Origin of the sequence: Nocardia sp. NPDC052254, assembly GCF_040679495.1 — a bacterium.
Lineage (GTDB): Bacteria > Actinomycetota > Actinomycetes > Mycobacteriales > Mycobacteriaceae > Nocardia.
Genome location: NZ_JBFAUW010000006.1, coordinates 12,451 through 37,503 on the forward strand (window position 1 = coordinate 12,451; position 25,053 = coordinate 37,503).

Sequence of the window (25,053 nt, forward strand, 5' to 3'; positions counted from 1 at the left end):
GTGGATCGGATCGTGACGGAACCGGACCCTGCCCCCGCGATCACCGTCGAGCATCTGCGGGTGCGACGCGGTGGACGGGAAGTGCTGCACGACATTTCGCTCACCGTGCCGCCGGGCAGCATCACCGGCCTGCTCGGCCCTTCCGGGTGCGGGAAGACCACATTGATGCGCAGCTTCGTCGGAACACAGTTGATCGAGGCCGGCAGCGTGCGGGTGCTCGGCGAGCAGGCGGGCAGCCGCGGACTGCGGTCCCGCATCGGATATGTCACGCAGGCACCGAGCATCTACGACGATCTCAGCGTGCTCGACAACGTCGCCTACTTCGCCGCCCTCTACGGACGCGACACCGCCGCGGTGCATTCGGCGATCGAGCAGGTCGGACTCGCAGATCACCTGCGCCACCGCGGAAATCAGCTCTCCGGTGGACAACGCACCCGGGTCTCGCTGGCCTGTGCGCTGGTCGCCGACCCGGAGCTGCTCGTCCTCGACGAGCCGACCGTGGGACTGGATCCGGTGCTGCGCGCGGAGTTGTGGAAACAGTTCCACGATCTCGCCGCGCAGGGCCGCACCCTGGTGGTGTCGAGTCATGTCATGGACGAGGCCGAACATTGCGATCGGCTGCTGCTGATGCGGGACGGACAGCTGCTGGCCCAGCTGACACCCGATCAGCTGCGCGCCGACACCGGGGAAACCAGTTTGGAGAACGCCTTTCTCGCCCTGATCACGATGGGACAGCCGCGATGACCTATCCGCTGCGGTGCTATACCGCCACCTCCGCGCGCATCCTGCGCCAGCTGCGCGCCGACCGCCGCACCGTGGCCATGCTGCTGCTGGTGCCGACGCTGCTGCTGGCACTGCTCTACTTCGTCTATCACGAGACGCCGTCGCTGCCCGGTGTGCCGACCCTGTTCGACCGGGTCGGTATCAGCATGCTCGGCATTCTGCCGTTCATCGTCATGTTCCTGATCACCGCGATCGCCATGCAGCGCGAACGGACCTCCGGCACGCTGGAGCGGTTGATGACCACGCCGTTGTCGAAGCTGGATCTGCTGGCCGGTTACGGCACCGCGTTCTCGGCCGCGGCCGCGGCGCAGGCGGGCCTGGCCTGCCTGGTGTCGTTCTGGTTGCTCGGACTGCACGCCGCCGGCAGTGCGTGGCTGGTGCTGCTGATCGCCGTGGTCGATGCCGTACTGGGCGTCGCGCTCGGACTGCTGGCAAGTGCGTTCGCCCGCACCGAATTCCAGGCCGTGCAGTTCATGCCGCTGGTGGTGGGGCCGCAGTTCTTCCTCTGCGGACTGCTGGTGCCCCGCGATCAGCTACCGCGCTGGCTCGAGATCATCAGCGATGTACTGCCGCTCAGCTACGCGGTCGACGCCCTGCAGGAGGTGTCGCGACATCCCGGGGCCACCGCGGCGATGTGGCGAGACCTGGGCATCGTCGCCGGATTCGCCGCTGTCGCACTCGCTTTGGGAGCGGCCACCTTACGGCGGCGCACACCGTGAGCGAGCGGACCGGGCGGCGGGCCGGTGAGTCCGGTACGCGGGCGGCAATTCTCGATGCCGCGCGCAGCCGCTTCGCCGAGGTGGGATTCGACAAAGCCTCGATCCGCTCGATCGCGGGCGCGGCCGGGGTCGATCCGGCGCTGGTGCACCACTATTTCGGCACCAAACAGCAATTGTTCTCCGCCACTTTGAACCTGCCCATCGATCCGGAAATGATCCGCGCGCCGATCCGCGCCGCAGCGCCCGGAGACCTCGGGGAAACCGTGGTGCGCACGGTGGTGGGCGCCTGGGACTCCTCGATCGGTGAGCACGCGGTGGCGGCCTTCCGCGGCATCCTGGCCGGCGGCGATGCCGCACTGGCACGCAGTTTCCTGCTCGAGGTCGCGCTGAAAGATGTCCGGGAGCGGGTGGATACGCCGCCGGGTACCGGAACGACCCGGGTGGTGCTGGCCGTATCGCAGATGATCGGACTGCTGGTGGCCCGCAAGATTTTGCGAGTCGAGCCGGTCGCATCCATGCCACTCGACGATCTGGCCGCGCTGGCCGGGCCGACCATCCAGCGCTACCTCACCGGGGACCTGCCCAGCGGCGGATGAGGCTGCTCAGGCCTGGGCGAGGAACGCCTCGTGCTCGGTGTCGCCCACCTCGCGAGCCTCGTCCACCAGCAGTACCGGGATGCCGTTGTCGATGGGGTAGGCGCGGCGCAGGCGCGGGTTGTACAGCACGCTGTTGCCATCCGCATCGCGCACCAGCGACAACGGGCCCTTGTCCTGTGGGCAGGCCAGCAGGCTCAACAACGTCGGGTCCAGAGTTTGCTCCGCCATGACCGACAACCTACCCGCCGGAGCCGGTGGGCGGTTCCGCCGCCCGCCGGAACGAGATGTAGCGATGGCCGAAGTAGCTCACGATCGCGACCAAGCCCATGACGACCACCGTGGCCGGGGTCTCGGGCAGGTCGAGCACCCCCACCGCCAGCTGCACTCCGGCCATGTTCAGCACCAGTCCACCGGAGTTGACCGCCACGAAACGCAGGAAATCGCCGAGCAGGTGGCCACGCACCCGGAAGACCAGGTTCCGGTGCCCGAAGAACGCGAAGACGATGCTGATGCAATAGGCGAGCGCCACCGCCACCGCGGGCGGCCAGCTGTCGGGCAGCACCTTCAGCCACACGATCGTCGCCACCATGCCGAGCAGGGTGTTGGCCGCCCCCACCGCGGCGAAGGCGATCTCCTGGCGGCGGATCACCCGCAGCAGCAGTCCGGGCCGCGGCGGCGCCGCGGCCGGATCCTCCGCTCCCACGCTCACGACACCGGTTCCGCCGCTTCCGGTTCCGGTGTGCGCGGCGCCACCGCGGCGACGCCGTCGCGGTCACGGCGGCGGGCGCGCAGCGACAGCCACTGCATCAGCCCCAGCACCACCAGTCCGCCGAACGCGCTCACGGCGCCGATCTTCCAGCCCGGCGGATCCCAGATGACCTCCAGGGTGGCGTCCCGGGTGCCGGCCGGAATATCCACGGCGACGAAGGATTTCGACACCTGCGCGATCGACAGCGGCCGCCCGTCGAGGGTGGCGCGATATCCGGGCCAGTTCAGCCGTGCGAACACCAGACGTCCGCCGCCGGGCGAACTCACCCGCGCCCGGCTGCTGCGATCGCTCTCCGCCAGCGAGGTCGCCTGCACCCCGCGGCTGTCGGAAATGCGGCCGCCGGTCGTGGAGATCGGCCCGCTCTCGCGTTCGAGGACCCGGATGTAGCGTTCGTGTCCCGGAGGGTCCGCCCACTTCCATCCCGGCGGGGGCGGCTGGTTCCCGGCGTCGGGGAACAGGGCCCGCTGCAGCACGACCCGATCGATTTTCATCAGATCCACCGGCGGGCGGCCGGTGCTGGGTTCGGGGGTGAACAACCGCCGGAACGAATCCGGGCAGACGCTGGAATCCCAGCGCATACAGAGCATCTCACCGAACCAGAAGTGGCCGTTCGGGGTGTACCCGTTGACGTAGTTGCGCCGTACATCCTTGGCGTAGTTGCCGAACACCAGCGACCCGTAGGCATCGTCGAGATTCCGCTCGCCGGGTTGCACCAGGGCGCGATCACCGAGCTGGATGGTCAGACCGTCGAACGTCGGGAAAGCGGCCTCCGCCTCGGCGCGATGCACCGGCAGATTCCAGCCCATCGGGGTGGGCTGCACCGAGCTCACCTGCCAGTACGCGATCGGGAACATCGCCACGATCGTCACCGCCACGGCGGCGGCCGCACCGCGGCGGATACCCAGCCACACCGCGAGCGCGCCCACCGCGCCCACCACGACCACCGACAGCACATGCCATCCCACATCGTGCGGATCCGCGGAAAATGTCCGCACCCACAGCAATCCGATCAGCACGGCGGCCGCGATCGCGCGCGGCCGCGGATCGCGCAGGGTGCCGAACCGCCCCAGCAGCACGCACACGAGAATCAGCAGGCCGACCGCGACCATCGGCAGCACGCGGGCGGGCCAGCGCAGGGGTCCGACGGTGCCGGGTCCGGCCGCCCACATCAGGAACATGATCGAGAACAGGCCCACGGTGACCAGTTCCCGCCAGGCCCGGCGCGCCCGGTCCCAGTCCACGAATGCCAGTGCGGGAATCAGGAACCAGGCGATGTAGGTGACCGGCAGCGGCTGGACATATCCCCACCAGGAGGTGAACGCCGGCATCGCCGACGGCAGGCTCGCGTTCAGCGATTCCGACCACGGCACCGTGAGGAACCGGTCGTTGTTGATCTGAGAATTGCCACGCCAGCTCACCGTGGCCGAGAGCATGGCGGGCAGATAGGTCATCAGGCCGGCCAGTCCGGCCGCGCCCGCGACCACCACGAGCCGCATGATCGGCCGCCAGGCCCGCAGTACCACGAACTCGCCCACCGCGACCGCCACCAGCATGAGGGCGGCCTCGACGGCCGGAAAGACGTATTCGACCGAAATGGCCAGATACAGGAATACGAACAGTGGGATCGGACCGCAACCGAAGGAGCCGGCGCCGTACCGCGAACGATCACCGGCGGGCCCGCGGGCGTAGCGCACCGCGCTCGCCCAGGCGTGCAGCATCCAGGCGGTACCGGTCAGCGAGGTGACCCAGCTGGCCTCGTCGAAGAACAGGAACCAGCCCGACAGCGGAAAAGCGATGCCCGCCACCGCGGCCCACGAGGCGCGACTGCCGTAGACCAGGCAGATCCGGTACACACCGAGCGCGGCGATGATCGCGAAGACCAGTTTCACGATGGTCGCCAGCAGCGCGAGATTGTCCACCGACGGCGCGATCAGGTCGATCAGCAGTTGCGGCGGGTTGAACAGCCCCGCCTCTTCCATGGTGTAGTTCCCGGTCATCCACTGCTCGGGCACCATCAGTGGTAGATGTCCCTCGCGCAGGTGGCGGCCCATCATCAACCACAGACCCGTGTACTGGGACTCGGTGTCGTCGGTATAGAAATGTCGTGCATTCGCCAGCAGCACCGCGACATATCCGACAATCACCCCGACGACGGTGACCGTCCCCCACCGGAATACGACTCGCCGCGGATGTCCCGCGGCACTCGGCTCGGCCTCGCCGGGGGCGGCGGCCCGCCCCTCGATCGCGGGCTCGGCGAGCGCCGTCGTCGACACTGCACTTTCCACCACGATTGTCAGACCCTACATGCCCACGGCCGCACCGGCATCGCACGTCGAACCGCCCGCACGATCGCGACGGCGAAACCCGTGACCAGCACCGTGTTAGAGTTCACCCCGATTCGGGCTCTGCACACATTCGAAGAGTTCCGGTGCGCACCGTCATCGAAAGTCGAACCAGCTGATGCCGATTCCGTCCGCGACCGCACAGGCCCGCGCTCTCGCCCAGCCCGCGACACCCGATGTTCATCCGCCGGTCACCGGCGCGGGGGGCGGGCGCCGCCGGACGCACACGGTGTCGGTGGTGGTGCCGGTCTATCGCGGTGAGCAGACCATCGCCGGACTGGTCGCCGAACTCCACGAGCTGACCCGGGATTCGGTCACCCCGGCGGGTAACGGTTTCACCGTTTCCGAGATCGTTCTGGTCCACGATCACGGGCCCGACCGCTCCGACCTCGTGCTGGAACGGCTGGCCGCCGACTACGAGCACGTTCGCGTCATCTGGTTGAGCCGCAACTTCGGTCAGGACGCCGCCACCATCGCCGGGATGGCCGCCGCGCGCGGCGACTGGATCGTCACCATGGACGAAGACGGACAACACGATCCGGGTTTCGTCGGCACATTCCTCGACACCGCGCTCGAGCAGCGGGCCGATCTGGTCTATTCCAAACCGACCAACACCCGCCCGCACGGTCTGCTGCGCAATCTCACCTCCCGCGGTGCGAAGGTCGTGCTGGCGACGGTGTTCGCCTTCCCCGACTCCACCCGATTCGAGAGTTTCCGCCTGATTCGCGGCGATATCGGCCGTCAGCTCGCCGAGGTCGCCTCCAACGGCGTGTATCTCGACGTGGCCCTGACCTGGGTGGTCGACAACACCGCCCAGGCACCGGTGGTGCTGCGCGCGGAAGGCCGCGAGGAGTCCGGTTACAACTACCGCCGGCTGTTCTCGCTGTTCTGGAAGATGGTGCTGTGCAGCGGAACTCGCGGCCTGCGACTGGTGAGCCTGCTGGGGGTGACGCTGGCGGCCGGTGGTGCGGTGATGGCCGCCGTGGTGATCGGGAACGCACTGTTCGGCGACGGGCACGATCCCGAGGGCTGGGCGTCGATCATCGTCGTGCTGCTGCTGGTGTCGGGTGCGATCCTGTTCTCGCTGGGGCTCATCGCCGAATATCTGGGGGTGGCGTTGCACGTACTGGTGGGCAAACCCCTGTATCTGACGGTAGATTCGCCGACACCGCGTCCGGTGAGCACGGGCGCGGGTGTCGACCACGGCCGCGGCGATCAGGGGTAACAATCCGGGTGAGCACTGACCACATCCTCTTCAGCCGTCCCTATCGCGCCGCAGCGGAGCTGCCGAATGTGGCCGCGGTGCTGGCCTCCGATCACAGCCACGGGGACGGTCCGTTCACGGCGGCCGCGACCGAGAAGCTGCGCACGATCACCGGTGCCGCGCACGCCCTGCTGACCACCTCGTGCACCCATGCGCTCGAGATGGCCGGACTGCTGCTGGAACTCGGTCCCGACGACGAGGTGATCGTCCCCAGTTTCGCCTTCACCTCGACCGCCACCGCGGTCGCGATGCGCGGGGCCACTTGCGTTTTCGCCGATATCGACGAACGCGGCAATCTGGACCCGGACTCGGTGGCCGCTGCGGTCACCGACCGCACCAAAGCGATCGTCGTCATACACTACGGCGGTGTCGGCGCCGATATGGACCGGCTGCTCGAGGTCGCCGACGCGCACGGGCTGGCCGTCGTGGAGGACACCGCGCACGGGCTGGGCGGGCGCTGGCGCGGACGGCCGCTGGGCACGATCGGCACCGTGGGCGCGCTGAGCTTCCACGACACCAAGAATGTGCACTGCGGTGAGGGCGGGGCGATCCTGCTGACCGACGACATCCTCATGGGGCGCGCCGAGATCATCCGCGAGAAGGGCACCGACCGGGCCCGGTTCCTGCGTGGTGCGGTGGACAAGTACTCCTGGCAGGACATCGGATCCAGTTATCTGCCCAGCGAATTGAACGCGGCGGTGCTCGATGCGCAGCTCGCCGAATTCGATCGCATCCAGGCCGGTCGTCATCGGGTCTGGGATGCCTACGCCGCCGGACTGCCGGGCTGGGCCGCGCGCAACGAGGTGCGGCTGATGCGCGTGCCCGACGATCGCGAACACACCGCGCACCTGTACTACCTGCGCACCCCCACCGAAGACCATCGCGACGCACTGATCCGGCATCTGCGCGAGCACGGGATCTCCGCACCGTTCCACTATGTGCCGCTGCACTCCAGTCCGGCCGGGCTGAAGCTGGGCCGGACCACGGTGTCGTGCCGGAACACGGAGGAGTTTTCGGCCACCCTGCTACGCCTTCCGCTGTGGCCGGATCTCGGCGATGAGCAGGTGGCGCGGGTGATCGACACGGTCACCGCCTTCACGGTGTGACCTCCCGATCTCCGGGCCGGGCAGCTATTCGTAAGTGTCGGTCTCGCGGTTGTAGGACCAGGTCCGCTGGGCCGGCTCCGCGCGCAACCGGGCCTGGACGGCATGGGTGGAGGGCCGGAAACTGGAACTGCGCGGAATCTCGTCGACGATGTGGACGATATCGGGCCGCTGCGCCGGATCGAGGGCGCGCAACCCCTCGGTGATGTCGGCGGGTTCGAGCCGCTGCCCGTCGCGCACACTCACCACGGCGACCGCGAGGATGGCCTCCGGGGTGCGGTGCCCGAACGCGACCTCCATGTCGACCGCGGCGATGTCGTTGAGCGCGTCCACGATCGGCTGGACGTAGACCGGGCCACGCGGCGTCCGGATGACGGTGTCGCGGCGGTCCATCAGCCAGTAGTCGCCGTCGCTGTCGCGGCGGAACAGATTCTCCGTCGGCATCCAGGCATCGCCCGGTGTGAAGACCCCACGCAGCCCGCCCTGTGACAGATCGACGGTGTCACCGGCCTTCCCGATGAGCAGGCCCACCTCGTTGTCGGCGGCGCGGCGGGCGAAACCTCTGGTGTCGGTGATGATCTGCTCGGTGACCGGATCGTAGGAGATCAGCTCCACCTTCGCGGTACCCGGCAGCGAGCGGCCCTTGCAGCCGATCTTCACACCTGCCACATTGGCCAGCACGACATCGCCCTCGATCGAGGCGTAGAACTCCAGCACCCGCGCCGGTGCGAAGCGCTCGGTGGTGCGCCGCCACAGTCCGGCGGGCATACCGGAGCCGATGAACAAGCGGATCGGATGGGGATGTCCGGCGGCGAAGGTGTCGGCGTCGAGGATGTCGCGCAGCATCGTCCAGGTGTAGGTGACGACGGTGACCCCGTAGCGGTGCACCTCCTCGGCGAAGCTGGGCGGATCCAGCGATCGGGCCAGCGCGATCCGGCTACCACCCGCCACCGCACCGCCGAGACTCACCAGCAGCCCGGACGAATGGTGCAGCGGCGCAAGGCAATACACCGTGTCACGGCGGTCCAGGTCGGCCGCCGACGCGGTGCCGAAGGCCGACACCGCCCAGCGGTGATTGGTGATGTATTTGAGGTCGAGCTTGTCCCCGGTGCCGGTGACCAGGATGAACGCCAGCTCCCGCGCCAGTCCCGGATCGGGCCGGAACCAGGCCGGCAGCGTCACCGCCGCCGGATCGATCTGTTCCAGGTCGACCACATCGGCGCCGTCGGGAACCTCGATCGTGCGCGCGTCACCGCCACCCAGGACGAACACCCGCAGCCCGGTCTCGGTGGCGGAACGCAGATTCTCCGGATCGGCCACGATCGCCGTCGCCCCGGTCGATTCGACCGCGCGGCCGACCTCGCTGCCGGGCGCCAGCAACACGGCCACCGCACCGATGCGCGACAGGGCGGCGACGGTGGCCAGCGCACTGGGCCGGGTCTCCATCAATACGCCGACCCGGGTGGCCGGGCGGATGCCGACCGAGATCAGCCCGCGCACCACATTGTCGATCCGGGCGCCGACCGCGGAGTGCGAGTGCACCCGGTCGTCGAACAGGAACAGATCCTGCAGCGGTGCGTTGCGCTGCTGCTCGGCGAGCAAACGGCCCAGGGAGATCCGCGTGTGCGGCTGGATCATGCCGAGCCGGGTCAGCCGGGGCAGCGCCCGCGCGGCCTCACCGGTGAGCTCCATCGACCCGCGGAGCGCATTGCCGGCCAGTCCGCCCAGCGCGGCACCGATTCCGGCACCGGCCTCGGCCAGGCTCGCCGCGGTGTGCACGACCCGGGTGGCGGCGGTGGTCTGGCGGTCGGTGGCGACGTGCTCGCGCATCGGTGCGATCTGCTCGGGCAGGGCCGCGTGCCCGCTCTGGAAATTGACCCAGTCCCGCACCAGCGGCCAGGTCTGATTCGTCGCGGTGCTGCCCGCCACCAGGCCGAAATGTCCGGCCACCACCGCGGCCTCGTAGACCTCGGCATTGGGTGCGGCGCGCACGATGCCGCGCACCGCCGCGGGCTGGCCGATATCGTCGACCTCGCCGACGAAGGCGAGAATCGGGCATTTGAGCTCGGCCAGCGATACCGGCTGATCGCGAATGACGAAGCCGCCGGACATCATTCGGTTGTGCGCGACGAACTGCTTGAGCAGATCCGCCGCCGCCGGACCGGAATAGCCCACCCAGCCGTCGTGTTCGAGAAAGCGACGCTGACGTTCCTTGGGCAGCAACGCCTCCCGATCGTGCAACTGGCGCAGGAAATCGATGCGCGCCTTGGCGGTCTTCACCGGATCGAGCAGCTGGAAACCGACCCGCACCATGGCATCGGTGATCGGCAACCGGTTCAGGACGTGATCGGCGACGAAGTCGGCGACCTCCGACACCAGTCCGTAGGGCAGGCCGAACGGCAACCCCGCCACGATGTCGACCGGGCTACCGAAGGTGACGATGCTCTGCACCCCCTTGCCGTAGCGGAACGCGGTGGTCTGGTAGGCGAACATGCCGCCCTGCGAATAGCCCATGAGATGGACCGGGCAGCCGGTGAGCTCGTTGACCGTATCGATCGCGCTCGACAGGGCCAGGATGTGATCGGCGAGATCGCGCTGCCAGCCGCCCTCCTCCGTGGCGGGTGAGCCGAAATCCAGTACCCAGCAATCGATTCCGGCGCGGTGCAGGATGCCGACCGCACCACCCTCGGCATTGACGTCGTAGATGTCGGCATTGACCATCAGCGGCGGCACCAGCAGGGCCACCGGCCGGACCGCGGCGGGGTCGTCCGGGAAGTAGTGGCGCAGCCGGTACATCCGCTTGCGCTCGGTGACCTCGTAGGGTGAGGACTCCACGTCGTGGGCGAGGCCGCCGAACCGGATGACCTCGAGGCCGTTCTGTGCCGTCGCCATCAACCGCCGCACGGGCCCGGTGAGGGCTCTCGTATCGAATTTCAACGCTCACTCCCAGCCCTTGCCCTGCGCCCGACACCACCACGCCCCCGTGCGCGCGGGTCGAGCCTGCCACATCGACAGCCTACTGCGAGGCCGTTGTGATCGGTCCCATCCGCACACCGGGCTGTGCGCGACCCGCCCCGGCAGTTTCCGGGGGATTCGGCGAATGTGTCCGCACGCCCGCCACCGGCGAACTGCGATGGAATCAGGAACGCCGTTGTAGCGCTCGACTACTCGATCAGATGTCTGGTTCGCCGGGCCCGTCCCTTCTCCGATCGATCCCCCGTTTCTCGGGTGGCGCAACCGCTCGCCGGAGTGGTTCGTGTCCGCGTATGCGTGCGCCGGGCCTCGACTCGGCGCTGTCCGCATCCATCGCCTCGAGGTGGGGACCGCAGATGACTCTGGAACTTCCCGTTCCGGCCGATGACCACGTCGGCTTGCTGCTGGATCATCTCGATGCGGTGCTTCTCAGCGACCGGCTGCTGGATGCCGGCTCGGGCCGCGGCGGCACGAGCTTCACGGCCCATCGGCGCCTAGGCTGCCGGGTCGACGGGGTGAGCATCTGTCTGCGTCACCGGCTGCTCCAATGATGTGACCGGCGGGCGATCGGCCGCGGTGAGCTGGATCGACGCCCACTACGGCTGCATGATCCATCCGCGAGGTGAGTACTTCCGGGCGATGACGGCCAACGGACCGGCCCCCATCACGGTCACCGATCTCACCGCGGCGACCATCCCGTACTGGGAATTGCGTGCCGAATGCGAGCTGGCCACGGGTGTGGCGGGGCCGTTGCTCACCTCCTGTCGCGAGGGCAGCTTCCAATACCTGCTGATCGCCGCCGATAAGGTAGGGAGGTGACCGGCACCCCCACCACCTCCCCCGATCTCAGCGCCGACCGCGAATCCCTGCCCGTCGAACTCGTCGACGAGCGGGGAGACGCGGTCGGCGCGCTCGCGGTGTCCGATGCACACACCGCTCCCGGCCGCCTGCATCGCGCGTTCTCCGTCCTGCTGTTCGGGCCGGACGGCCGGGTGCTGCTGCAGCAGCGCGCCGCGGTCAAGACACGATTCCCGCTGCGCTGGTCCAACACCTGCTGTGGTCATCCGGCGCCGGGGCAGCCGGTCGCCGAAGCCGCGGGCGTGCGGCTGGGCGAGGAACTGCGAGTGCGGGCGGTCCTGCGCGAGGTCGGTGTCTACCGCTACCGGGCCGCCGATCCGGCGACCGGGCGGGTCGAGGACGAATGGGACCATGTCCTGATCGGCGGGTTCGAGGGACTGCCCGTCGATCCGGACCCCGCGGAGGTCGCCGCATTGCGGTGGGTGGACCCGGATCGACTCGCCGCCGATATCGCTTCCGCCCCTGAAGATTTCACGCCGTGGCTGGGCGGCGTGCTGAGCGCCGCGCGTGCCGGCGACTGAGAAGGTTGCGAGATGACCGGCCCCGGTTCGGACAGTCTCGATCACCCGCACGCATGGTCGGATTTCATGCCCTCGGGAATCAGTGCGCACCACCGAGTTCCAGCGCGAGCACACCGACGATCAGCAGGCCGATACCGCCGATCTGGACCGCCGAGAGCCGCTCGTCGAGAAACAGCGCCCCGATGGTGGCGACCAGCGCCACACCGATCGCCGACCACATCCCGTAGGCCACGCCCACCGACATCCCTCGTTTCAATGCCTGGGACAGGAAGGCGAACGCGGCCACGTACCCGATCACGACCACGATGGAAGGCACCAGTTTGGTGAATCCCTCCGAGAGCTTCAGCGACACCGTCGCCGATACTTCGGACACGATGGCCAAACCGAGCAGAACGAACATCATGCGCGCACGATAGCGGGCGCACCGACCGGCGCACGGGGCCGGGCGCGGTCGGCCCTTCGGACCGGCCCCACCACCCGGCCGCGACCGTCGTGCACGCGGCCCACGCGCCACGGCGCCGATCAGCACTCGTGGCACCGCGCCGGATCAGCGCAGCCAGGTGCGCGCATCCGCCGCGGTGGCGCGGACCTCGGTCAGCTGCTCACCCACCCGGACGCCGGCCGTGCCACCACGGGAGTTACGCGAAGCGATCGAGCCCTGCACCGTGAGTACCTCCCGTACCTGCGGGGTCAGCGCCGGGTCCACCGCGGCGAATTCGGCGTCGGTGAGCTCGTCGAGTCCGACACCGCGCGCCTCGGCCGCGCGGACACACGCACCCGCGGCCTCGTGCGCCACCCGGAACGGAACTCCTTGGCGCACCAGCCATTCCGCGATATCGGTGGCCAGGGTGTAGCCGGCGGGTGCCAGTTCGGCCATCCGATCGGTGTGGAACCTCAGCGTGGAGACCAGTCCGGCGATGGCAGGCAGCAGCAACTCCAGCTGTGCGACGGAATCGAACAGCGGTTCCTTGTCCTCCTGCAGATCCCGGTTGTAGGCCAGCGGCTGCGCCTTGAGGGTGGCGAGCAGTCCGGTGACATTGCCGATCAGCCGGCCGGCCTTGCCACGGGTCAGTTCCGAGACGTCGGGATTCTTCTTCTGCGGCATGATCGACGATCCGGTGGACCACGCGTCGGCGAGCGTGATGTAGCCGAATTCCGCGGTGCTCCAGATGATGATCTCCTCGGCCATGCGGGACAGATCGACCGCGATCATGGCCAGGACGAAGGCCGCCTCGGCGGCGAAATCACGGGCGGAGGTGGCGTCGATCGAATTGGCGGCGGCCGCATCGAAATCCAGGTCGGCGGCGATGGCCTCGGGGTCCAGGCCCAGCGACGATCCGGCCAGTGCGCCGGACCCGTACGGCGAGATCGCGGCGCGCTTGTCGAAGTCGCGCAGCCGATCGACATCGCGCAGCAGCGGATGGGCGTGCGCCAGCAGCTGATGCGCCAGCAGCACCGGTTGCGCGGCCTGCAGATGGGTCTTGCCGGGCATCACCGCGTCGGGGTGGGCGGCGGCCTGCTCGACCAGCGCGTCGACAACCTCGAGAACTCCGAAGGCGATACGGCGCACGGCATCGCGCAACCACATCCGGAACAGGGTGGCCACCTGATCGTTGCGGGAACGGCCCGCGCGCAGCCGGCCGCCGAGTTCGGCACCGACCCGGTCGATCAGCCCGCGTTCGAGTGCGCCGTGCACATCCTCATCGGATTCGGCGGGCGTGAACGCGCCGGATTCGACGTCGGCGGCCAGGCGGTCCAGCCCGTCGAGCATGCCCGCCAGGTCGGCCTCCGAGAGCAGACCCGCCTTGTGCAGCACGCGGGCGTGCGCCTTCGACGCCCGCACATCGTAGGGCGCCAGCGCCCAGTCGAAATGGGTCGATTTGCTCAGCGCCGCCATCGCCGCGGCGGGGCCGGAGGCGAACCGCCCACCCCACAGCGCGCCCTCATTGGTGGCTTGGCTCATCGGTTCTCGTCTCCTAATGTCGCGGTCATCAACAGGTGTCGGTTCAATTCGGCGCGCGCCGCTTCGGGCAGCTCACGACCGTGTTCGGAGAGGAGCGCGACCGGATCGGCGGCCGCCACCGCCCAGCCGCGGGCGGTGAACCATTCGCGCGGGTCGGTGCGGCCTTCCCACGGGTACCAGAGTTCCTCGAGGTTGAGCGTGATCCCGGCCTGCGCGAGCAGCCGCGCCCGGCGCTCCCGCATCGCTCGCAGCTCGGGTGTGTCCTCGCGGCGGCCACGGCCGATGTTCAGTGCCATCCGGCTGCCGGGCGCGCTGAGCGCCGCGAGGGCGTCGAACAGGCGGTCCTGCGCCTCACCGGGCAGGTAGCGCAGCAGGCCCTCGGCCAGCCAGGCCGTCGGTTTCGCCGGGTCGAAACCGTTGTCCCGCAACGCCTCGGGCCAATTCCGGCGCAGGTCCGTCGCGACGGCGCGCCGGTCGGCCGCAGGTGCCACATCAGCGAGCACGGAGTCTTTGAACGCCAGCACCTTCGGCTGGTCGATTTCGAAAACCACTGTGCCGTGCGGCCATTCGAGCCGGTAGGCGCGGGCATCCAGTCCGCTGGCGAGTATCACGATCTGCCCGATCCCCGCCGCGGTCGCCGCGGCGAAGTACTCGTCGAAATAGACGGTGCGAGCGATGAGCATCGCGGCCAGCGGACGATAGAGGTTGTCCTCGTTCGCCTCGCCCGGGTCGTCGCCCGGATCGGGCGCACCGGTTCGGGCCGCGTCCATCGCCGCGATCTGGGCACGCATGATGGTGCTCCAGCCGGAGCCGGCCGCGTCCACGAGACGTTCGGCGAAGGGGTCGGTGAACAGCGCATCCGGGCGCCGGGTCTCGCCCGCCCGCATGGCGGCGACGCCCAGCGCGGTCGCGCCGACGCTCTCGGTGATATCCCAGCTGTCGTCGTCACTGCGCACGGCCGTCTCCTCCGGTGGACCTACCTCGCCTCGCACGATGCGCACCGCGTCGTGCGGTTCTGCCCGCTGGCAGGCTACTCCGCGATCACCGCGGCACCGGAGGCCGCTCCACATCCGCCCCGGTACCGCGGACCCGGTCGTCGCCACCACACGCGCACCGGCATCGTGGCCGCCGAGAACGCGATGTGACCGCAGTCGGACGAGCCCGGCCGAGGGTTCGGCCGGGCTCGTCCGGCTTCCTACTTCTTGAACAGGTCGCGGCGCGCGGCGACCTTGGACGACAGGCCATGGATCTGCACGAAGCCCTTGGCCAGCGACTGGTCGAAGCTGTCGCCCTCGTCGTAGGTGGCCAGGTTGAAGTCGTAGAGCGACTCCTCGCTGCGGCGGCCGTTGACCACGACGTTGCCGCCGTGCAGCACCATGCGCACCTCACCGGAGACGTGCTGCTGGGTGTCGCGCACGAACGCGTCCAGGGCGCGCTTGAGCGGGGAGAACCACAGGCCGTCATAGACCAGCTCGCCCCAGCGCTGCTCGACCTGACGCTTGTAGCGGCCCAGCTCACGCTCGACGGTGACGGCCTCGAGTTCCTGGTGCGCGTTGATCAGCGCGATCGCGCCCGGCGCCTCGTAGATCTCACGGCTCTTGATGCCCACCAGGCGATCCTCGACCATGTCCAACCGGCCCACACCCTGACGTCCGGCGCGGGTGTTGAGCTCGGTGATCGCCTCGAGCACGCTCACGGGGCGGCCGTCGATGGCAATCGGCACACCCTTGTCGAAGGTGACGATGAGCTCGTCGGGCGCCTCGAAGTTGACGGTCGGGTCCACGGTGTAGTCGTAGACGTCCTTGGTCGGGGCGTTCCACAGATCCTCGAGGAATCCGGTCTCGACCGCGCGACCCCACAGGTTCTGGTCGATCGAGAACGGCGACTTCTTGCTCACCGTGATCGGCAGCGCGTTCTCCTCGGCGAAGGCGATGGCCTTCTCACGGGTCCACGCGTAGTCGCGCACGGGCGCGATGACGTTCAGATCGGGGGCCAGGGCACCGATGCCCACTTCGAAGCGGACCTGGTCGTTACCCTTACCGGTGCAGCCGTGGGCGACGGTGGACGCGCCGTGGTACTCGGCGGCCTCGACCAGGTGCTTGACGATCAGCGGGCGGCTGATGGCCGAGACCAGCGGGTACCGGCCCATGTAGAGGGCGTTGGCCTGGATGGTCGGCAGGCAGTACTCGTCGGCGAATTCGTCGCGGGCGTCGACCACGATGGCCTCGACCGCGCCGCAGTCCAGTGCGCGCTGGCGCACCAGGTTCATATCCTCACCGCCCTGGCCCAGATCGATCGCGACGGCGACAACCTCGGCCCCGGTCTCCTTGCCGATCCAGCTGATGGCAACGGAGGTGTCCAACCCGCCGGAATAGGCGAGTACGACGCGATCGGCCATGTCTGATACTCCTCAGGTTCGTTCGTCTGTATGTGGGCGCTGTCACCAGCGAGGATGTGGTGCCGTGGCCCGCCCGGCCGGCTCACATCGACTACAAATGATTATGCACGACGATGCAAGCCCATTCATAACCGGGGGTGGTCCGACGACCCCCGCGGATACCGGAAGTCCGGCAACTCCGGACATTCGCCGCGAAACCCCATGAGGTTCAACGCGATTGCCATGACCAGTACCCGCCCGTATGTCACCCTGATATCGCACGGCACGCACGCCCCGGGAAAGGCGGTCCCATGCTCTCCACACTTGCCGGTTATCTCGGCGCGATCGGATCCGATGCGCTCTCGGTCGGCCAATCGGTGATCACCCTCGTCTCCGACCTGATCAGCGCGGGCAGTTCGAGTACGCCCGGCGGATTCGGCGGAAGCTATCCGCCGGGACAGTACCCACTGGCCTGACGACCGCGCTCAGCCCGGCGCGCCGAACACATCGCCGACGATGCGGCGACGTCGCGTACGGCCGGTTCCGGCGGTTCCCGGCGCGGGCCCGCGAAGGCGGCGATATCGCGGCGGCGCCCGCGCGCCCGCTGCCCGGCGACTCGCGGCACAGTCGGACACGGTCGAGGTCCGCGGATCCGCCGCACAACGAGAGGGCCGCCGCCGCGTCCGAGGTACTCGATCGGCCGATCCGGTGAAGATCCCGGGCGCCGACCACAAGACGGCGCCGACCGCCCAGCCGATGGACGCGGCGTGGGCACAAGGCCCGGGCGGGATGGACACCGGCCTCTGCGATGTGCCGCCACACACATCGAAGCATCACTCCCCCAACAGTTTTCGGCGGCACCGCGCCGAGGTGGCGGTACCCGCCGTCCACGCCGAACCCACCGGCGGCGACCGGGATGTCCAATTCCGTAGGTCTCCAACATGTTTCGATTCGCCGGAATCCGGGCATGACCCCTGTGAATCGACATACGATGCACCGACAACACCCGTGCTCCGACAGGATTGTGATGCCCGCCCCCGACAGCAGTGCGACCACCGACTCCGAGCTGCCCAGCAGCGCCCGCATATACGACTATGCATTGGGCGGTAAGGACAACTACGAGGTCGACCGCAAGGCCCTCGACAAGGTCATGGAAGCATTTCCGACGGTACGCATCGCCGCCCGGCACAATCGGCAGTTCATGCACCGCGCGGTCGGCGTGCTCGCCGAGGCCGGCGTGCGGCAGTTCCTCGACATCGGGACCGGCATTCCCACCGAGCCCAATCTGCACCAGGTCGCGCAGATCGAGTCACCGGAAGCACGCGTGGTCTACGTCGACAACGACCCGGTGGTCCTGGCACACGCCCGCGCCCTGCTGGCGGGCTCATCCGAAGGCCGCACCGCGTTCGTCGCCGCCGATCTCAACGAGCCCGAATCCATCCTGGCCGCACCGCAATTGCGCGAGACACTGGATCTCGCCAGCCCGGTGGCGGTCAGCCTGGTCGCGGTCCTGCACTTCCTCTCGGATGCCCAAGATCCGGCGGGCGTACTGAAAACCCTGGTCGACGGATTGGCGCCTGGTTCGTTCGTCGTCGCCTCACACATCACCTCCGATCTCGACCCCGAGGCGATGGAGCGGGCCTTCGAGATGTACTCGCGCAGCGCCGTCGACGTGCAGGCCCGCACACACGCCGAGTTCACCACCTTCTTCGATGGACTCGAGTTGCTGGATCCGGGGATCGTCACGGTCAACCGCTGGCGTCCCGCCATCGAACCACCGGCCTGGCTCGACGCGCAGGTCAACTGCTACGGCGCGGTGGCACGCAAGCCCTAGCCCGACGACGCACCCCGGACCGGCTCCGTGAAGGGAGGCGGCCGCGACGTCACCGCCGGGGCGGCCCGCCTCCTAGGCCAGATGCTCGATCTTCGCGGCCAGTTCGGCGCCGGTCATGGGTTCGCGGGCGATGACCGCGATGGTGTCGTCCCCGGCGATGGTGCCGACCACCTCGGGCAGAGCGGCACGGTCGAGCGCGCTCGCGAGAAAGTGCGCGGCACCGGGCGGCGTGCGCAGCACCGCGAGATTACCGCTGTGATCGGTGGAGACCAGCAGATCGCCGAGAAGTTTGGACAGCCGTGCGGTGCCCCCGGTGACGCCGCGCACCGGGCTGCCGTCCTCGGGGACGACATAGATTCCCGCACCGCCGTCGGCCGCGCGCAGCTTCACCGCGCCCAATTCGTCCAGATCACGCGACAGGGTGGCCTGGGTGGTCTCGATACCCTCGTCGGCGAGCAGGGCCGCCAGCTCGGTCTGACTGCGAACGGCATTGGCGGACAACAACTCCACGATCCGCTGCTGGCGCCCGGCCCGGGTGCGGGCGATCGCCGGGCCGGATCGCGGTCCCTCCGATCCGGCGGATCGCGACCCGTCCGACCCGTTGGTCGATCTGCCCGCCGAACTCACGCCACACCACCGGATCGTCGCTCGAGCAACCAGGCGAGCAGTGCCTTCTGGGCGTGCAGGCGATTCTCCGCCTCGTCCCACACCACACTGTGCGGTCCGTCGATCACCTCGTCGGTGATCTCCTCGCCGCGATGCGCCGGAAGACAGTGCAGGACAACGGCATCGGCCGCCGCGTGGCCCAGCAGCTCGGCATCGACCCGGAAGGCGCGGAACGGGCCGACCCGGTCCAGGCCGTCGTTCTCCTGCCCCATCGAAGTCCAGGTGTCGGTGACCAGCGCGTCGGCACCGGTCGCCGCCGCGATCGGATCCTCGGTGAGGGTGATCACCGCCCCGGTCTCGGCGGCGCGCTTGCGAGCGGCCTCGACGACCCAGTCGAGCGGCTGGAATCCGGCCGGCGCCGCGATGGTGACGTTCAGTCCGGCCGTCACACCACCCAGCAGCAGCGAATGTGCCATATTGTTGGCGCCGTCGCCGAGGTAGACCAGTGTGCGCCCGGCGAGCTCACCCTTGCGTTCGCGCAACGTGAGCAGATCGGCCAGGACCTGGCACGGATGGAATTCGTCGGACAGCGCGTTCACCACGGGAACCGTTGCCGCCGATGCCATGTCGTCGAGCCGGTGCTGCTGGAAGGTACGCCACACCACGGCGTCCACATACCGCGACAGCACCCGGCCGGTGTCGGCGAGGGTTTCCTCACGGCCGAGCTGGGTGTCGCGGCCGTCGACCACCACGGCGTGCCCGCCCAGCTGGGCGATGCCCATCTCGAAGGAGAACCGGGTGCGGGTGGAGTTCTTCTCGAAGATCACACCGACGCCCCGCGGCCCCTCGAGCGGACGCCGGGAAAACGGTGCCGCCTTCAATTCCGCTGCCAGCGTCAGGATTTCAGCCTGCTCGGCGGGCGTGATGTCGTCGTCGCGCAGAAAGTGCCGCACCATGTTCACTCACTCTCCTGGGTAGCCGCATCGAGTATGCCGGGCAGATCGGCGACGAAACCACGGGCCTGATCTTCGGTCAGGATCAGCGGCGGGGCCAGCCGGATCACATTCGGCTTGGGCGGATTCACCAGATAGCCCGCCGCCCGGGCGGATTCCTCCACCTTCGCCGAGACGTCCCGAGTGAGCTGGATGCCGATGAGCAGGCCCGCACCGCGGACATGGTCGACGAGCGGATGGCCCAGCTCCTCGATCCCGTCGACGAGGGTCTTGCCCACGGACTCGACGTGGGCGAGCAGCCCCTGCTCGTCGATGGTCCGCAACACCGCCAGCGCCGCGGCCGCACTGACCGGATTCCCGCCGAAGGTGGTGCCGTGCAGGCCGGGGGTGAGCAATTCGGCCGCCGGGCCCTGTGCGAGCACCGCGCCGATCGGCAGGCCGCCGCCGAGCCCCTTGGCCAGCGTGATCATATCGGGCACGATCCCGGCGGCCTGATGCGCGAAGAACGATCCGGTGCGGCCGATTCCGGTCTGTACCTCGTCGAGGATCAGCAACGCGCCGTGATCGGCGGTGATCCTGCGCGCCTTCGCCAGATAATCCGGCGGCGGCACGATCACACCGCTCTCCCCCATCATCGGCTCGAGGAATACCGCCGCCGTATCGGCGTCGACCACATCCGCCAGCGCCACCGCGTCGCCGTAGGGCACGTGCACCACACCGGCCGGCATCGGCTCGAACGGTGCCCGTTTGGCCGGCTGACCGGTCAGGGCCAGCGCACCCATGGTGCGGCCGTGGAAGGCCTCGTCACAGGCGATGATCTTGCGCCGCCCGGTGAGCCGCGCCATCTTGAACGCCGCCTCGTTGGCCTCGGTACCCGAGTTGCAGAAGAACGCGCGCCCGGTGCCGTCGCCGAAATGCGCGATCAGCTTCTCGGCCAGTTCGACGACCGGTTCGCTGACATACAGATTCGAGACGTGGCCGAGCGTGCCCAGCTGCTGGGTCACCGCCTCCAGGATCGCCGGGTGCGCGTGCCCGAGACTGTTGACCGCGATACCGCCGAGGAAGTCGACATACCGTTTGCCGTCGGCGTCGTACACGACCGGACCGGCACCGCGCACCAGCGCCACCTTCGGGGTGCCGTAGTTGTTCATCAGCGCGGACGACCACCGCTGCTGCAATTGCTCTGTGCTCATGGCGTTGTCGTTCCTGCCGTCTCGGGTGGGGTCACCATCGTTCCGATGCCTTCCCCGGTGAACAGTTCCAGTAGCACCGCGTGCGGCACCCGGCCGTCGATCACGTGGGCGGTCGGGACGCCGGCCCGCACAGCGCGCAGACAGGCCTCCATCTTGGGCACCATGCCGGCATCGAGACTCGGCAGCAGCGCGGCCAGGGCGTCGGTGTCGATGTGGGTCGTCAGCGATGATCGATCGGGCCAATTCGTGTACAGGCCTTCGACATCGGTGAGAACAACCAGTTTCTCCGCGCCGATGCCCTGCGCCAGGGCCGCGGCGGCGGTGTCGGCGTTGATGTTGTGCACCACGCCGTCGGCATCGGGCGCGATGGTCGAGACCACCGGGATGCGCCCGGCGCGAATGAGATCCAGCACCGCGTCGGGATCGACAGCGGTGACGTCGCCGACCAGGCCGATATCGGTGGGCTCACCGTCGACGGTCACGGTGCGGCGGGTGGCGGTGAACAGGCGCGCGTCCTCACCCGAGATGCCGACCGCGTACGGTCCGTGCGCGTTGATCAGCCCCACCAGTTCGCGGCCGACCTGACCGAACAGCACCATCCGCACCACATCCATCACCTCGGGTGTGGTGACACGGAATCCGCCGCGAAATTCGCCCTGCATGCCGAGCTTCGTCAGCATCGCGCTGATCTGCGGACCGCCGCCGTGTACCACCACCGGATGGACGCCGACCGTGCGCAGGAACGCCATATCGGCGGCGAAAGCGTTCTTGAGTTCGTCGTCGACCATCGCGTTGCCGCCGTATTTGACCACCACGATCTTGTCGCGGAATTTCTGCAGCCACGGCAGCGCACCCGCCAGGACATGCGCTTTGTCCAGTGCGGACAGGGCCTGCGCGGTCGGGATCCGGGTGCTCATGAGCTGTACGCCGAATTCTCTTCCACGTACCCGTGCGACAGGTCGGTGGTGCGGACGGTGGCCGTGCCCTCGCCGAGGCCCAGCTCGACCAGCACCGCGATATCGGCGCCGGACAGATCGACCTCGCGCGCACCCGGCGCGCCGGTTCCGTTGACGCACACCGGAGCACCGTTGAACGACACCGTCACCCGGTCGGGATCCAGTTCGATCGGCGCGATGCCGACCGCGGCCAGTACCCGGCCCCAGTTCGGATCCGAACCGAAGAACGCGGTCTTGACCAGTGAATCGCGCGCGACGGCGCGGGCGGCGATCAGCGCCTCATCCTCGCTGACCGCACCCGCGACGGTGATCTCGACGCGCTTGGTGACGCCCTCGGCATCGGCCATGAGCTGGGCGGCCAGATCATCGCAGACCGCCAGCACCGCGGCATCGAGTTCGTCCTGGCGCACAGTGATACCGCTGGCGCCGTTGGCCAGCAGCAGCACGGTGTCGTTGGTGGAGCAGGAGCCGTCGACATCGAGCCGGTCGAAGGTGAGCGCGGTGGCCCGGCGCAGCGCCGAGTCGAGTTGTTCCGGAGTGGCCACCACATCGGCGGTGACCACGACGAGCATGGTGGCCAGCGATGGCGCGAGCATGCCCGCGCCCTTGGCCATCGCACCCACGTTCCATTTGTTCTCGTGGTGGAAGGCGGCCTGTTTGGGCACGGTGTCGGTGGTCATGATGGCGTGCGCGGCATCGGCGCCGCCGGACAGGCCACCCGCCATCTCGTGCACGATCTCGGTGACACCGGGCAGCACCTTGTCCATCGGCAAGCGGTCACCGATCAACCCCGTCGAGCAGACCGCGATCTCCCCCGCGCCGGTCTCGGTGCCCCAGTTGCTCAGCGCCTTCGCCAATTCCTCGGCGGTGGCGTGGGTGTCCTGGAATCCGCCGGGACCGGTGCACGCGTTGGCGCCACCGGAGTTGAGGATCACCGCGCGCAGGCGGCCGGAGGTCAGCACCTGCTGCGACCACAGCACCGGTGCGGCCTTGACCTTGTTGCGGGTGAACACACCGGCCGCGGCGTATTCGGGGCCCTCGTTGAAAACCAGTGCCAGATCGAGCTTTCCGCTCGCCTTGATACCGGCGGCGATACCGGCGGCCCGGTATCCCAGCGGTGCGGTCACGCCCTGGGTGCGGACCAGTGTGCCGCCGGCGATATCGATGTCGGTCACGGTGCCACTCCTACGGTGGAAAGTCCGGCGGTCTCGTCGAGACCGAGAGCCAGATTCATCGATTGCACCGCGGCGCCCGCGGTGCCCTTGGTCAGATTGTCGATCGCGCCGATCACCACGAGCGTCCCGGCGGCGTCGTCGACGGCCACCTGCAGGGTGACGGCATTGGAGCCGAGCACCGAACCCGTCTGCGGCAGTACGCCTTCGGGCAGCAGGTGGATGAAGGGTTCGTCGGCGTAGGCCTTCTCGTAGGCCGCGCGCGCGGCCGCCGCGTCCACACCGGGGCGCAGCCGCGCGGTGCAGGTGGCGAGGATGCCACGCGGCATCGGCGCCAGCACGGGGGTGAAGGACACGGAGATGTCGCCGATGTCGGTGCCCGCGACGGCCGCGGCCGCCTTCAGATTCTGCGCGATCTCCGGAGTGTGCCGATGCGCGCCGGCGATGCTGTAGGCCCGGACCGAGCCCATCACCTCCGAACCCAGCAGTCCCACATCGAGTTTGCGGCCCGCGCCCGAGGCACCGCTGACCGCGACGACGGTCACCTCCGGCTCGACGAGTCCCGCCGCCACCGCGGGCGCCAGCGCCAGGCTCGACACGGTCGGGTAGCACCCCGGCACCGCGATCCGGGTCGCGCCGCGCAGTTCGGCGCGGGCACCGGGAAGTTCCGGCAGACCGTAGGGCCAGCTGCCGGCATGCGGCGACTTGTAATAGGTCTGCCATGCCTGCGGATCGGTGAGCCGGAAATCGGCGCCGCAGTCGATGATCACCGTCGAGGCCGGCAGCTGCTCGGCGAGGGCCGCGGACTGTCCGTGCGGCAATCCGAGGAACACCACATCATGTTCCGCGAGCACCTGCGCGGTGGTCTCCTCGAGTACCCGATCGGCCAGTGGCAGCAGATGCGGCTGCAGGGTTCCCAGCGTGGTGCCCGCATTGGATCCGGCGGTCAGCGCCCCGATCTCGAGGCGCCCGGATCGGTATTCCGGATGCCCCAGAAGCACACGCAGGACCTCACCGCCCGCGTATCCGCTCGCACCAGCCACCGCGACCCGAAACACGGGCCCACTCGAGGTATCCGCCATGTGATGATTATGCACGATCATGCAAGCTCATTCACGAGCGGGTGGTTTCCCGAGGCTTCGGATCCCGCGATCGCCGATGCCGGGGACACCGGCGACGACGCGATTGCGCCGACACCGGCGTCAGAGCACGATCACCCCGGCCTACCCGTCGCCCGGTGCCACCATCGGCCCGGCGTCCGGGCCGGCGTTCGGGGTACCGGAACCCGCGGGCGGGAAAGGCGCCGAGGCAGCACCCCCAGCAGGCACCGAGCCCGCAGCCGGAGCCACGGGCACACCGTGCGACGGGGCGGGCACGCCGGGATATCCGGCCGGATGTCCCGGCACGGCATAACCGGGCGGAGGTACCACCGCACCGGGCGGCTGCCAGTGCGGCGCCGGGCCGGGCGGCATCGCGGCGAACGGAGCAGCGCCCGGGTACCCGGGCGCCGGAGACGCCACCGGGAACCGACCGCCCGGCACCGACGGCCACGTGGGCGACGGTGCCGGTATTCCGGCGATCAGCGCTCCGGCCGCGACGAGCACGGCTATCGCGACGAGGATGCACAGCCAGTTCCCGTCCTCGGACAGCTCCGCATAACGCGACGTGCAGATGGTGGCGATACGCTGCGCGAAGGTGATGAACAGGGCGCCCGTCCCGAGCGACGCCACGGTCCGGACACGAAAGTCACCGGACCCCTTGGCTATCACCAGGATTCCTCCGACCAGCGCGAAGGCCGAGCAGACCCAGAAGATGATCATGGCTACCCCGGACCCGTACTGCCAGAATCCGTAATCACGCCCGGATCCGAACAACGCCCACAACGATTGCGCGACTCCGAGGACCGCCGCCACCGCCAGGGCGATACCCGCCACGATGTCGAGGGGAGCGCGGCCGCCAGCCGGACGCGGAAACGGTTGCGCCGCCGCGAAATTCGGTGGCGCACCCCAGGCCGGACCTGGAGGCGGCGGCGCGGCGGGATATCCAGGCTGGTACGGGTTCACCATCGGTC

General features: G+C 68.9%; 25 protein-coding genes. 10 read left to right on the forward strand and 15 right to left on the reverse strand.

Going from position 1 to position 25,053, the window contains the following annotated elements:
* Positions 1–12: 12 nt before the first annotated feature.
* The 3 genes from AB0L57_RS16845 to AB0L57_RS16855 are packed head-to-tail and all read left to right on the forward strand — an operon-like array spanning position 13 to position 2,098.
* A complete protein-coding gene (locus AB0L57_RS16845; protein ID WP_364962499.1) occupies positions 13–744 on the forward strand; it encodes an ABC transporter ATP-binding protein in 732 nt (243 codons plus the stop codon).
* A complete protein-coding gene (locus tag AB0L57_RS16850) occupies positions 741–1,502 on the forward strand; it encodes an ABC transporter permease (RefSeq protein WP_364962502.1) in 762 nt (253 codons plus the stop codon). Before AB0L57_RS16845 ends, AB0L57_RS16850 begins: the two co-directional genes overlap by 4 nt.
* Positions 1,499–2,098, forward strand: a complete 600-nt coding sequence (locus AB0L57_RS16855; RefSeq protein ID WP_364962505.1) for a TetR family transcriptional regulator — start codon at positions 1,499–1,501, stop codon at positions 2,096–2,098. The genes AB0L57_RS16850 and AB0L57_RS16855 overlap by 4 nt, the downstream gene beginning before the upstream one ends.
* Before the next feature lie 6 nt (positions 2,099–2,104).
* Here the strand turns inward: AB0L57_RS16855 and AB0L57_RS16860 are convergent, their stop codons facing one another.
* From AB0L57_RS16860 to AB0L57_RS16870, 3 genes are read right to left on the reverse strand one after another with little or no spacing between them, the layout of a single operon-like run.
* Positions 2,105–2,326: a Trm112 family protein gene (locus tag AB0L57_RS16860; protein WP_364962508.1), complete on the reverse strand. Its 222-nt coding sequence runs from the start codon at positions 2,324–2,326 to the stop codon at positions 2,105–2,107.
* Positions 2,327–2,336: 10 nt separating this feature from the next.
* Positions 2,337–2,807 (reverse strand): GtrA family protein, encoded by a 471-nt coding sequence (locus AB0L57_RS16865; protein WP_364962511.1) that lies wholly within the window; start codon positions 2,805–2,807, stop codon positions 2,337–2,339.
* Positions 2,804–5,011, reverse strand: coding sequence for a hypothetical protein (locus tag AB0L57_RS16870; RefSeq protein WP_364963440.1), 2,208 nt, complete (start codon positions 5,009–5,011; stop codon positions 2,804–2,806). The genes AB0L57_RS16865 and AB0L57_RS16870 overlap by 4 nt, the downstream gene beginning before the upstream one ends.
* 316 nt (positions 5,012–5,327) lie before the next feature.
* Here AB0L57_RS16870 and AB0L57_RS16875 point away from each other — a divergent pair, with 316 nt between their 5' ends.
* Together AB0L57_RS16875 and rffA are read left to right on the forward strand one after the other, a co-directional pair.
* On the forward strand, positions 5,328–6,434 hold the full coding sequence (locus tag AB0L57_RS16875; RefSeq protein ID WP_364962514.1) for a glycosyltransferase: 1,107 nt from the start codon (positions 5,328–5,330) through the stop codon (positions 6,432–6,434).
* Between the two features lie 8 nt (positions 6,435–6,442).
* Positions 6,443–7,579 carry a dTDP-4-amino-4,6-dideoxygalactose transaminase gene (gene rffA, locus AB0L57_RS16880; protein ID WP_364962516.1) on the forward strand — a complete coding sequence of 379 codons (1,137 nt, stop codon included), beginning with the start codon at positions 6,443–6,445 and terminating at the stop codon, positions 7,577–7,579.
* A gap of 24 nt (positions 7,580–7,603) precedes the next feature.
* Here the strand turns inward: rffA and AB0L57_RS16885 are convergent, their stop codons facing one another.
* Positions 7,604–10,513 (reverse strand): AMP-binding protein, encoded by a 2,910-nt coding sequence (locus AB0L57_RS16885; protein ID WP_364962519.1) that lies wholly within the window; start codon positions 10,511–10,513, stop codon positions 7,604–7,606.
* 392 nt (positions 10,514–10,905) lie between these two features.
* Between AB0L57_RS16885 and AB0L57_RS16890 the strand changes: the two genes are divergently transcribed.
* Genes AB0L57_RS16890 through idi form a run of 3 tightly spaced genes read left to right on the forward strand, consistent with a single transcriptional unit; the run spans position 10,906 to position 11,928 of the window.
* Complete coding sequence (locus AB0L57_RS16890; RefSeq protein ID WP_364962522.1) at positions 10,906–11,100, forward strand: hypothetical protein; 195 nt, start codon at positions 10,906–10,908, stop codon at positions 11,098–11,100.
* Between the two features lies 1 nt (position 11,101).
* Complete coding sequence (locus AB0L57_RS16895; RefSeq protein ID WP_364962525.1) at positions 11,102–11,368, forward strand: hypothetical protein; 267 nt, start codon at positions 11,102–11,104, stop codon at positions 11,366–11,368.
* Entirely contained in the window at positions 11,365–11,928 is a 564-nt protein-coding gene (gene idi, locus AB0L57_RS16900; protein ID WP_364962527.1) for an isopentenyl-diphosphate Delta-isomerase, read from the forward strand. Before AB0L57_RS16895 ends, idi begins: the two co-directional genes overlap by 4 nt.
* A 79-nt stretch (positions 11,929–12,007) precedes the next feature.
* On the opposite strand, the gene AB0L57_RS16905 is transcribed toward idi, so the two are convergent.
* From AB0L57_RS16905 to AB0L57_RS16920, 4 genes are all read right to left on the reverse strand, one after another.
* Positions 12,008–12,331 (reverse strand): SMR family transporter, encoded by a 324-nt coding sequence (locus AB0L57_RS16905; protein ID WP_364962529.1) that lies wholly within the window; start codon positions 12,329–12,331, stop codon positions 12,008–12,010.
* A 144-nt stretch (positions 12,332–12,475) separates the two neighbouring features.
* Positions 12,476–13,891 carry an argininosuccinate lyase gene (gene argH / locus AB0L57_RS16910; protein ID WP_364962531.1) on the reverse strand — a complete coding sequence of 472 codons (1,416 nt, stop codon included), beginning with the start codon at positions 13,889–13,891 and terminating at the stop codon, positions 12,476–12,478.
* Positions 13,888–14,847: an SAM-dependent methyltransferase gene (locus AB0L57_RS16915; RefSeq protein ID WP_364962534.1), complete on the reverse strand. Its 960-nt coding sequence runs from the start codon at positions 14,845–14,847 to the stop codon at positions 13,888–13,890. The genes argH and AB0L57_RS16915 overlap by 4 nt, the downstream gene beginning before the upstream one ends.
* 239 nt (positions 14,848–15,086) lie before the next feature.
* Positions 15,087–16,289, reverse strand: coding sequence for an argininosuccinate synthase (locus tag AB0L57_RS16920; protein ID WP_364962536.1), 1,203 nt, complete (start codon positions 16,287–16,289; stop codon positions 15,087–15,089).
* Between the two features lie 290 nt (positions 16,290–16,579).
* Between AB0L57_RS16920 and AB0L57_RS16925 the strand changes: the two genes are divergently transcribed.
* Together AB0L57_RS16925 and AB0L57_RS16930 are read left to right on the forward strand one after the other, a co-directional pair.
* A complete protein-coding gene (locus tag AB0L57_RS16925; RefSeq protein WP_364962538.1) occupies positions 16,580–16,744 on the forward strand; it encodes a hypothetical protein in 165 nt (54 codons plus the stop codon).
* Between the two features lie 551 nt (positions 16,745–17,295).
* Complete coding sequence (locus AB0L57_RS16930) at positions 17,296–18,102, forward strand: SAM-dependent methyltransferase (RefSeq protein ID WP_364962540.1); 807 nt, start codon at positions 17,296–17,298, stop codon at positions 18,100–18,102.
* A gap of 72 nt (positions 18,103–18,174) precedes the next feature.
* Here the strand turns inward: AB0L57_RS16930 and AB0L57_RS16935 are convergent, their stop codons facing one another.
* From AB0L57_RS16935 to AB0L57_RS16965, 7 genes are all read right to left on the reverse strand, one after another.
* On the reverse strand, positions 18,175–18,648 hold the full coding sequence (locus tag AB0L57_RS16935) for an arginine repressor (RefSeq protein ID WP_364963443.1): 474 nt from the start codon (positions 18,646–18,648) through the stop codon (positions 18,175–18,177).
* 77 nt (positions 18,649–18,725) lie between these two features.
* Positions 18,726–19,664, reverse strand: a complete 939-nt coding sequence (argF, locus tag AB0L57_RS16940; RefSeq protein ID WP_364963446.1) for an ornithine carbamoyltransferase — start codon at positions 19,662–19,664, stop codon at positions 18,726–18,728.
* 2 nt (positions 19,665–19,666) lie between these two features.
* Positions 19,667–20,854, reverse strand: coding sequence for an acetylornithine transaminase (locus AB0L57_RS16945; RefSeq protein WP_364962542.1), 1,188 nt, complete (start codon positions 20,852–20,854; stop codon positions 19,667–19,669).
* Positions 20,851–21,771 carry an acetylglutamate kinase gene (gene argB / locus AB0L57_RS16950; RefSeq protein ID WP_364962545.1) on the reverse strand — a complete coding sequence of 307 codons (921 nt, stop codon included), beginning with the start codon at positions 21,769–21,771 and terminating at the stop codon, positions 20,851–20,853. The genes AB0L57_RS16945 and argB overlap by 4 nt, the downstream gene beginning before the upstream one ends.
* Positions 21,768–22,985, reverse strand: a complete 1,218-nt coding sequence (argJ, locus tag AB0L57_RS16955; RefSeq protein ID WP_364962548.1) for a bifunctional glutamate N-acetyltransferase/amino-acid acetyltransferase ArgJ — start codon at positions 22,983–22,985, stop codon at positions 21,768–21,770. The genes argB and argJ overlap by 4 nt, the downstream gene beginning before the upstream one ends.
* Positions 22,982–24,064, reverse strand: a complete 1,083-nt coding sequence (argC, locus tag AB0L57_RS16960; RefSeq protein WP_364962551.1) for an N-acetyl-gamma-glutamyl-phosphate reductase — start codon at positions 24,062–24,064, stop codon at positions 22,982–22,984. The genes argJ and argC overlap by 4 nt, the downstream gene beginning before the upstream one ends.
* Before the next feature lie 141 nt (positions 24,065–24,205).
* Positions 24,206–25,048, reverse strand: coding sequence for a hypothetical protein (locus AB0L57_RS16965; RefSeq protein WP_364962554.1), 843 nt, complete (start codon positions 25,046–25,048; stop codon positions 24,206–24,208).
* Positions 25,049–25,053: the final 5 nt, after the last annotated feature.

Bases quoted from the DNA above. Each gene is read 5' to 3' on its own strand.
- AB0L57_RS16850 (WP_364962502.1), top strand. From the start codon at position 741: ATGACCTATCCGCTGCGGTGCTATACCGCCACCTCCGCGCGCATCCTG.
- AB0L57_RS16860 (WP_364962508.1), bottom strand. From the start codon at position 2,326: ATGGCGGAGCAAACTCTGGACCCGACGTTGTTGAGCCTGCTGGCCTGC.
- AB0L57_RS16875 (WP_364962514.1), top strand. From the start codon at position 5,328: ATGCCGATTCCGTCCGCGACCGCACAGGCCCGCGCTCTCGCCCAGCCC.
- AB0L57_RS16890 (WP_364962522.1), top strand. From the start codon at position 10,906: ATGACTCTGGAACTTCCCGTTCCGGCCGATGACCACGTCGGCTTGCTG.
- AB0L57_RS16905 (WP_364962529.1), bottom strand. From the start codon at position 12,331: ATGATGTTCGTTCTGCTCGGTTTGGCCATCGTGTCCGAAGTATCGGCG.
- argH (WP_364962531.1), bottom strand. From the start codon at position 13,891: ATGAGCCAAGCCACCAATGAGGGCGCGCTGTGGGGTGGGCGGTTCGCC.
- AB0L57_RS16920 (WP_364962536.1), bottom strand. From the start codon at position 16,289: ATGGCCGATCGCGTCGTACTCGCCTATTCCGGCGGGTTGGACACCTCC.
- AB0L57_RS16925 (WP_364962538.1), top strand. From the start codon at position 16,580: ATGCTCTCCACACTTGCCGGTTATCTCGGCGCGATCGGATCCGATGCG.
- AB0L57_RS16930 (WP_364962540.1), top strand. From the start codon at position 17,296: ATGCCCGCCCCCGACAGCAGTGCGACCACCGACTCCGAGCTGCCCAGC.
- argF (WP_364963446.1), bottom strand. From the start codon at position 19,664: ATGGTGCGGCACTTTCTGCGCGACGACGACATCACGCCCGCCGAGCAG.
- AB0L57_RS16945 (WP_364962542.1), bottom strand. From the start codon at position 20,854: ATGAGCACAGAGCAATTGCAGCAGCGGTGGTCGTCCGCGCTGATGAAC.
- argB (WP_364962545.1), bottom strand. From the start codon at position 21,771: ATGAGCACCCGGATCCCGACCGCGCAGGCCCTGTCCGCACTGGACAAA.
- argC (WP_364962551.1), bottom strand. From the start codon at position 24,064: ATGGCGGATACCTCGAGTGGGCCCGTGTTTCGGGTCGCGGTGGCTGGT.
- AB0L57_RS16965 (WP_364962554.1), bottom strand. From the start codon at position 25,048: ATGGTGAACCCGTACCAGCCTGGATATCCCGCCGCGCCGCCGCCTCCA.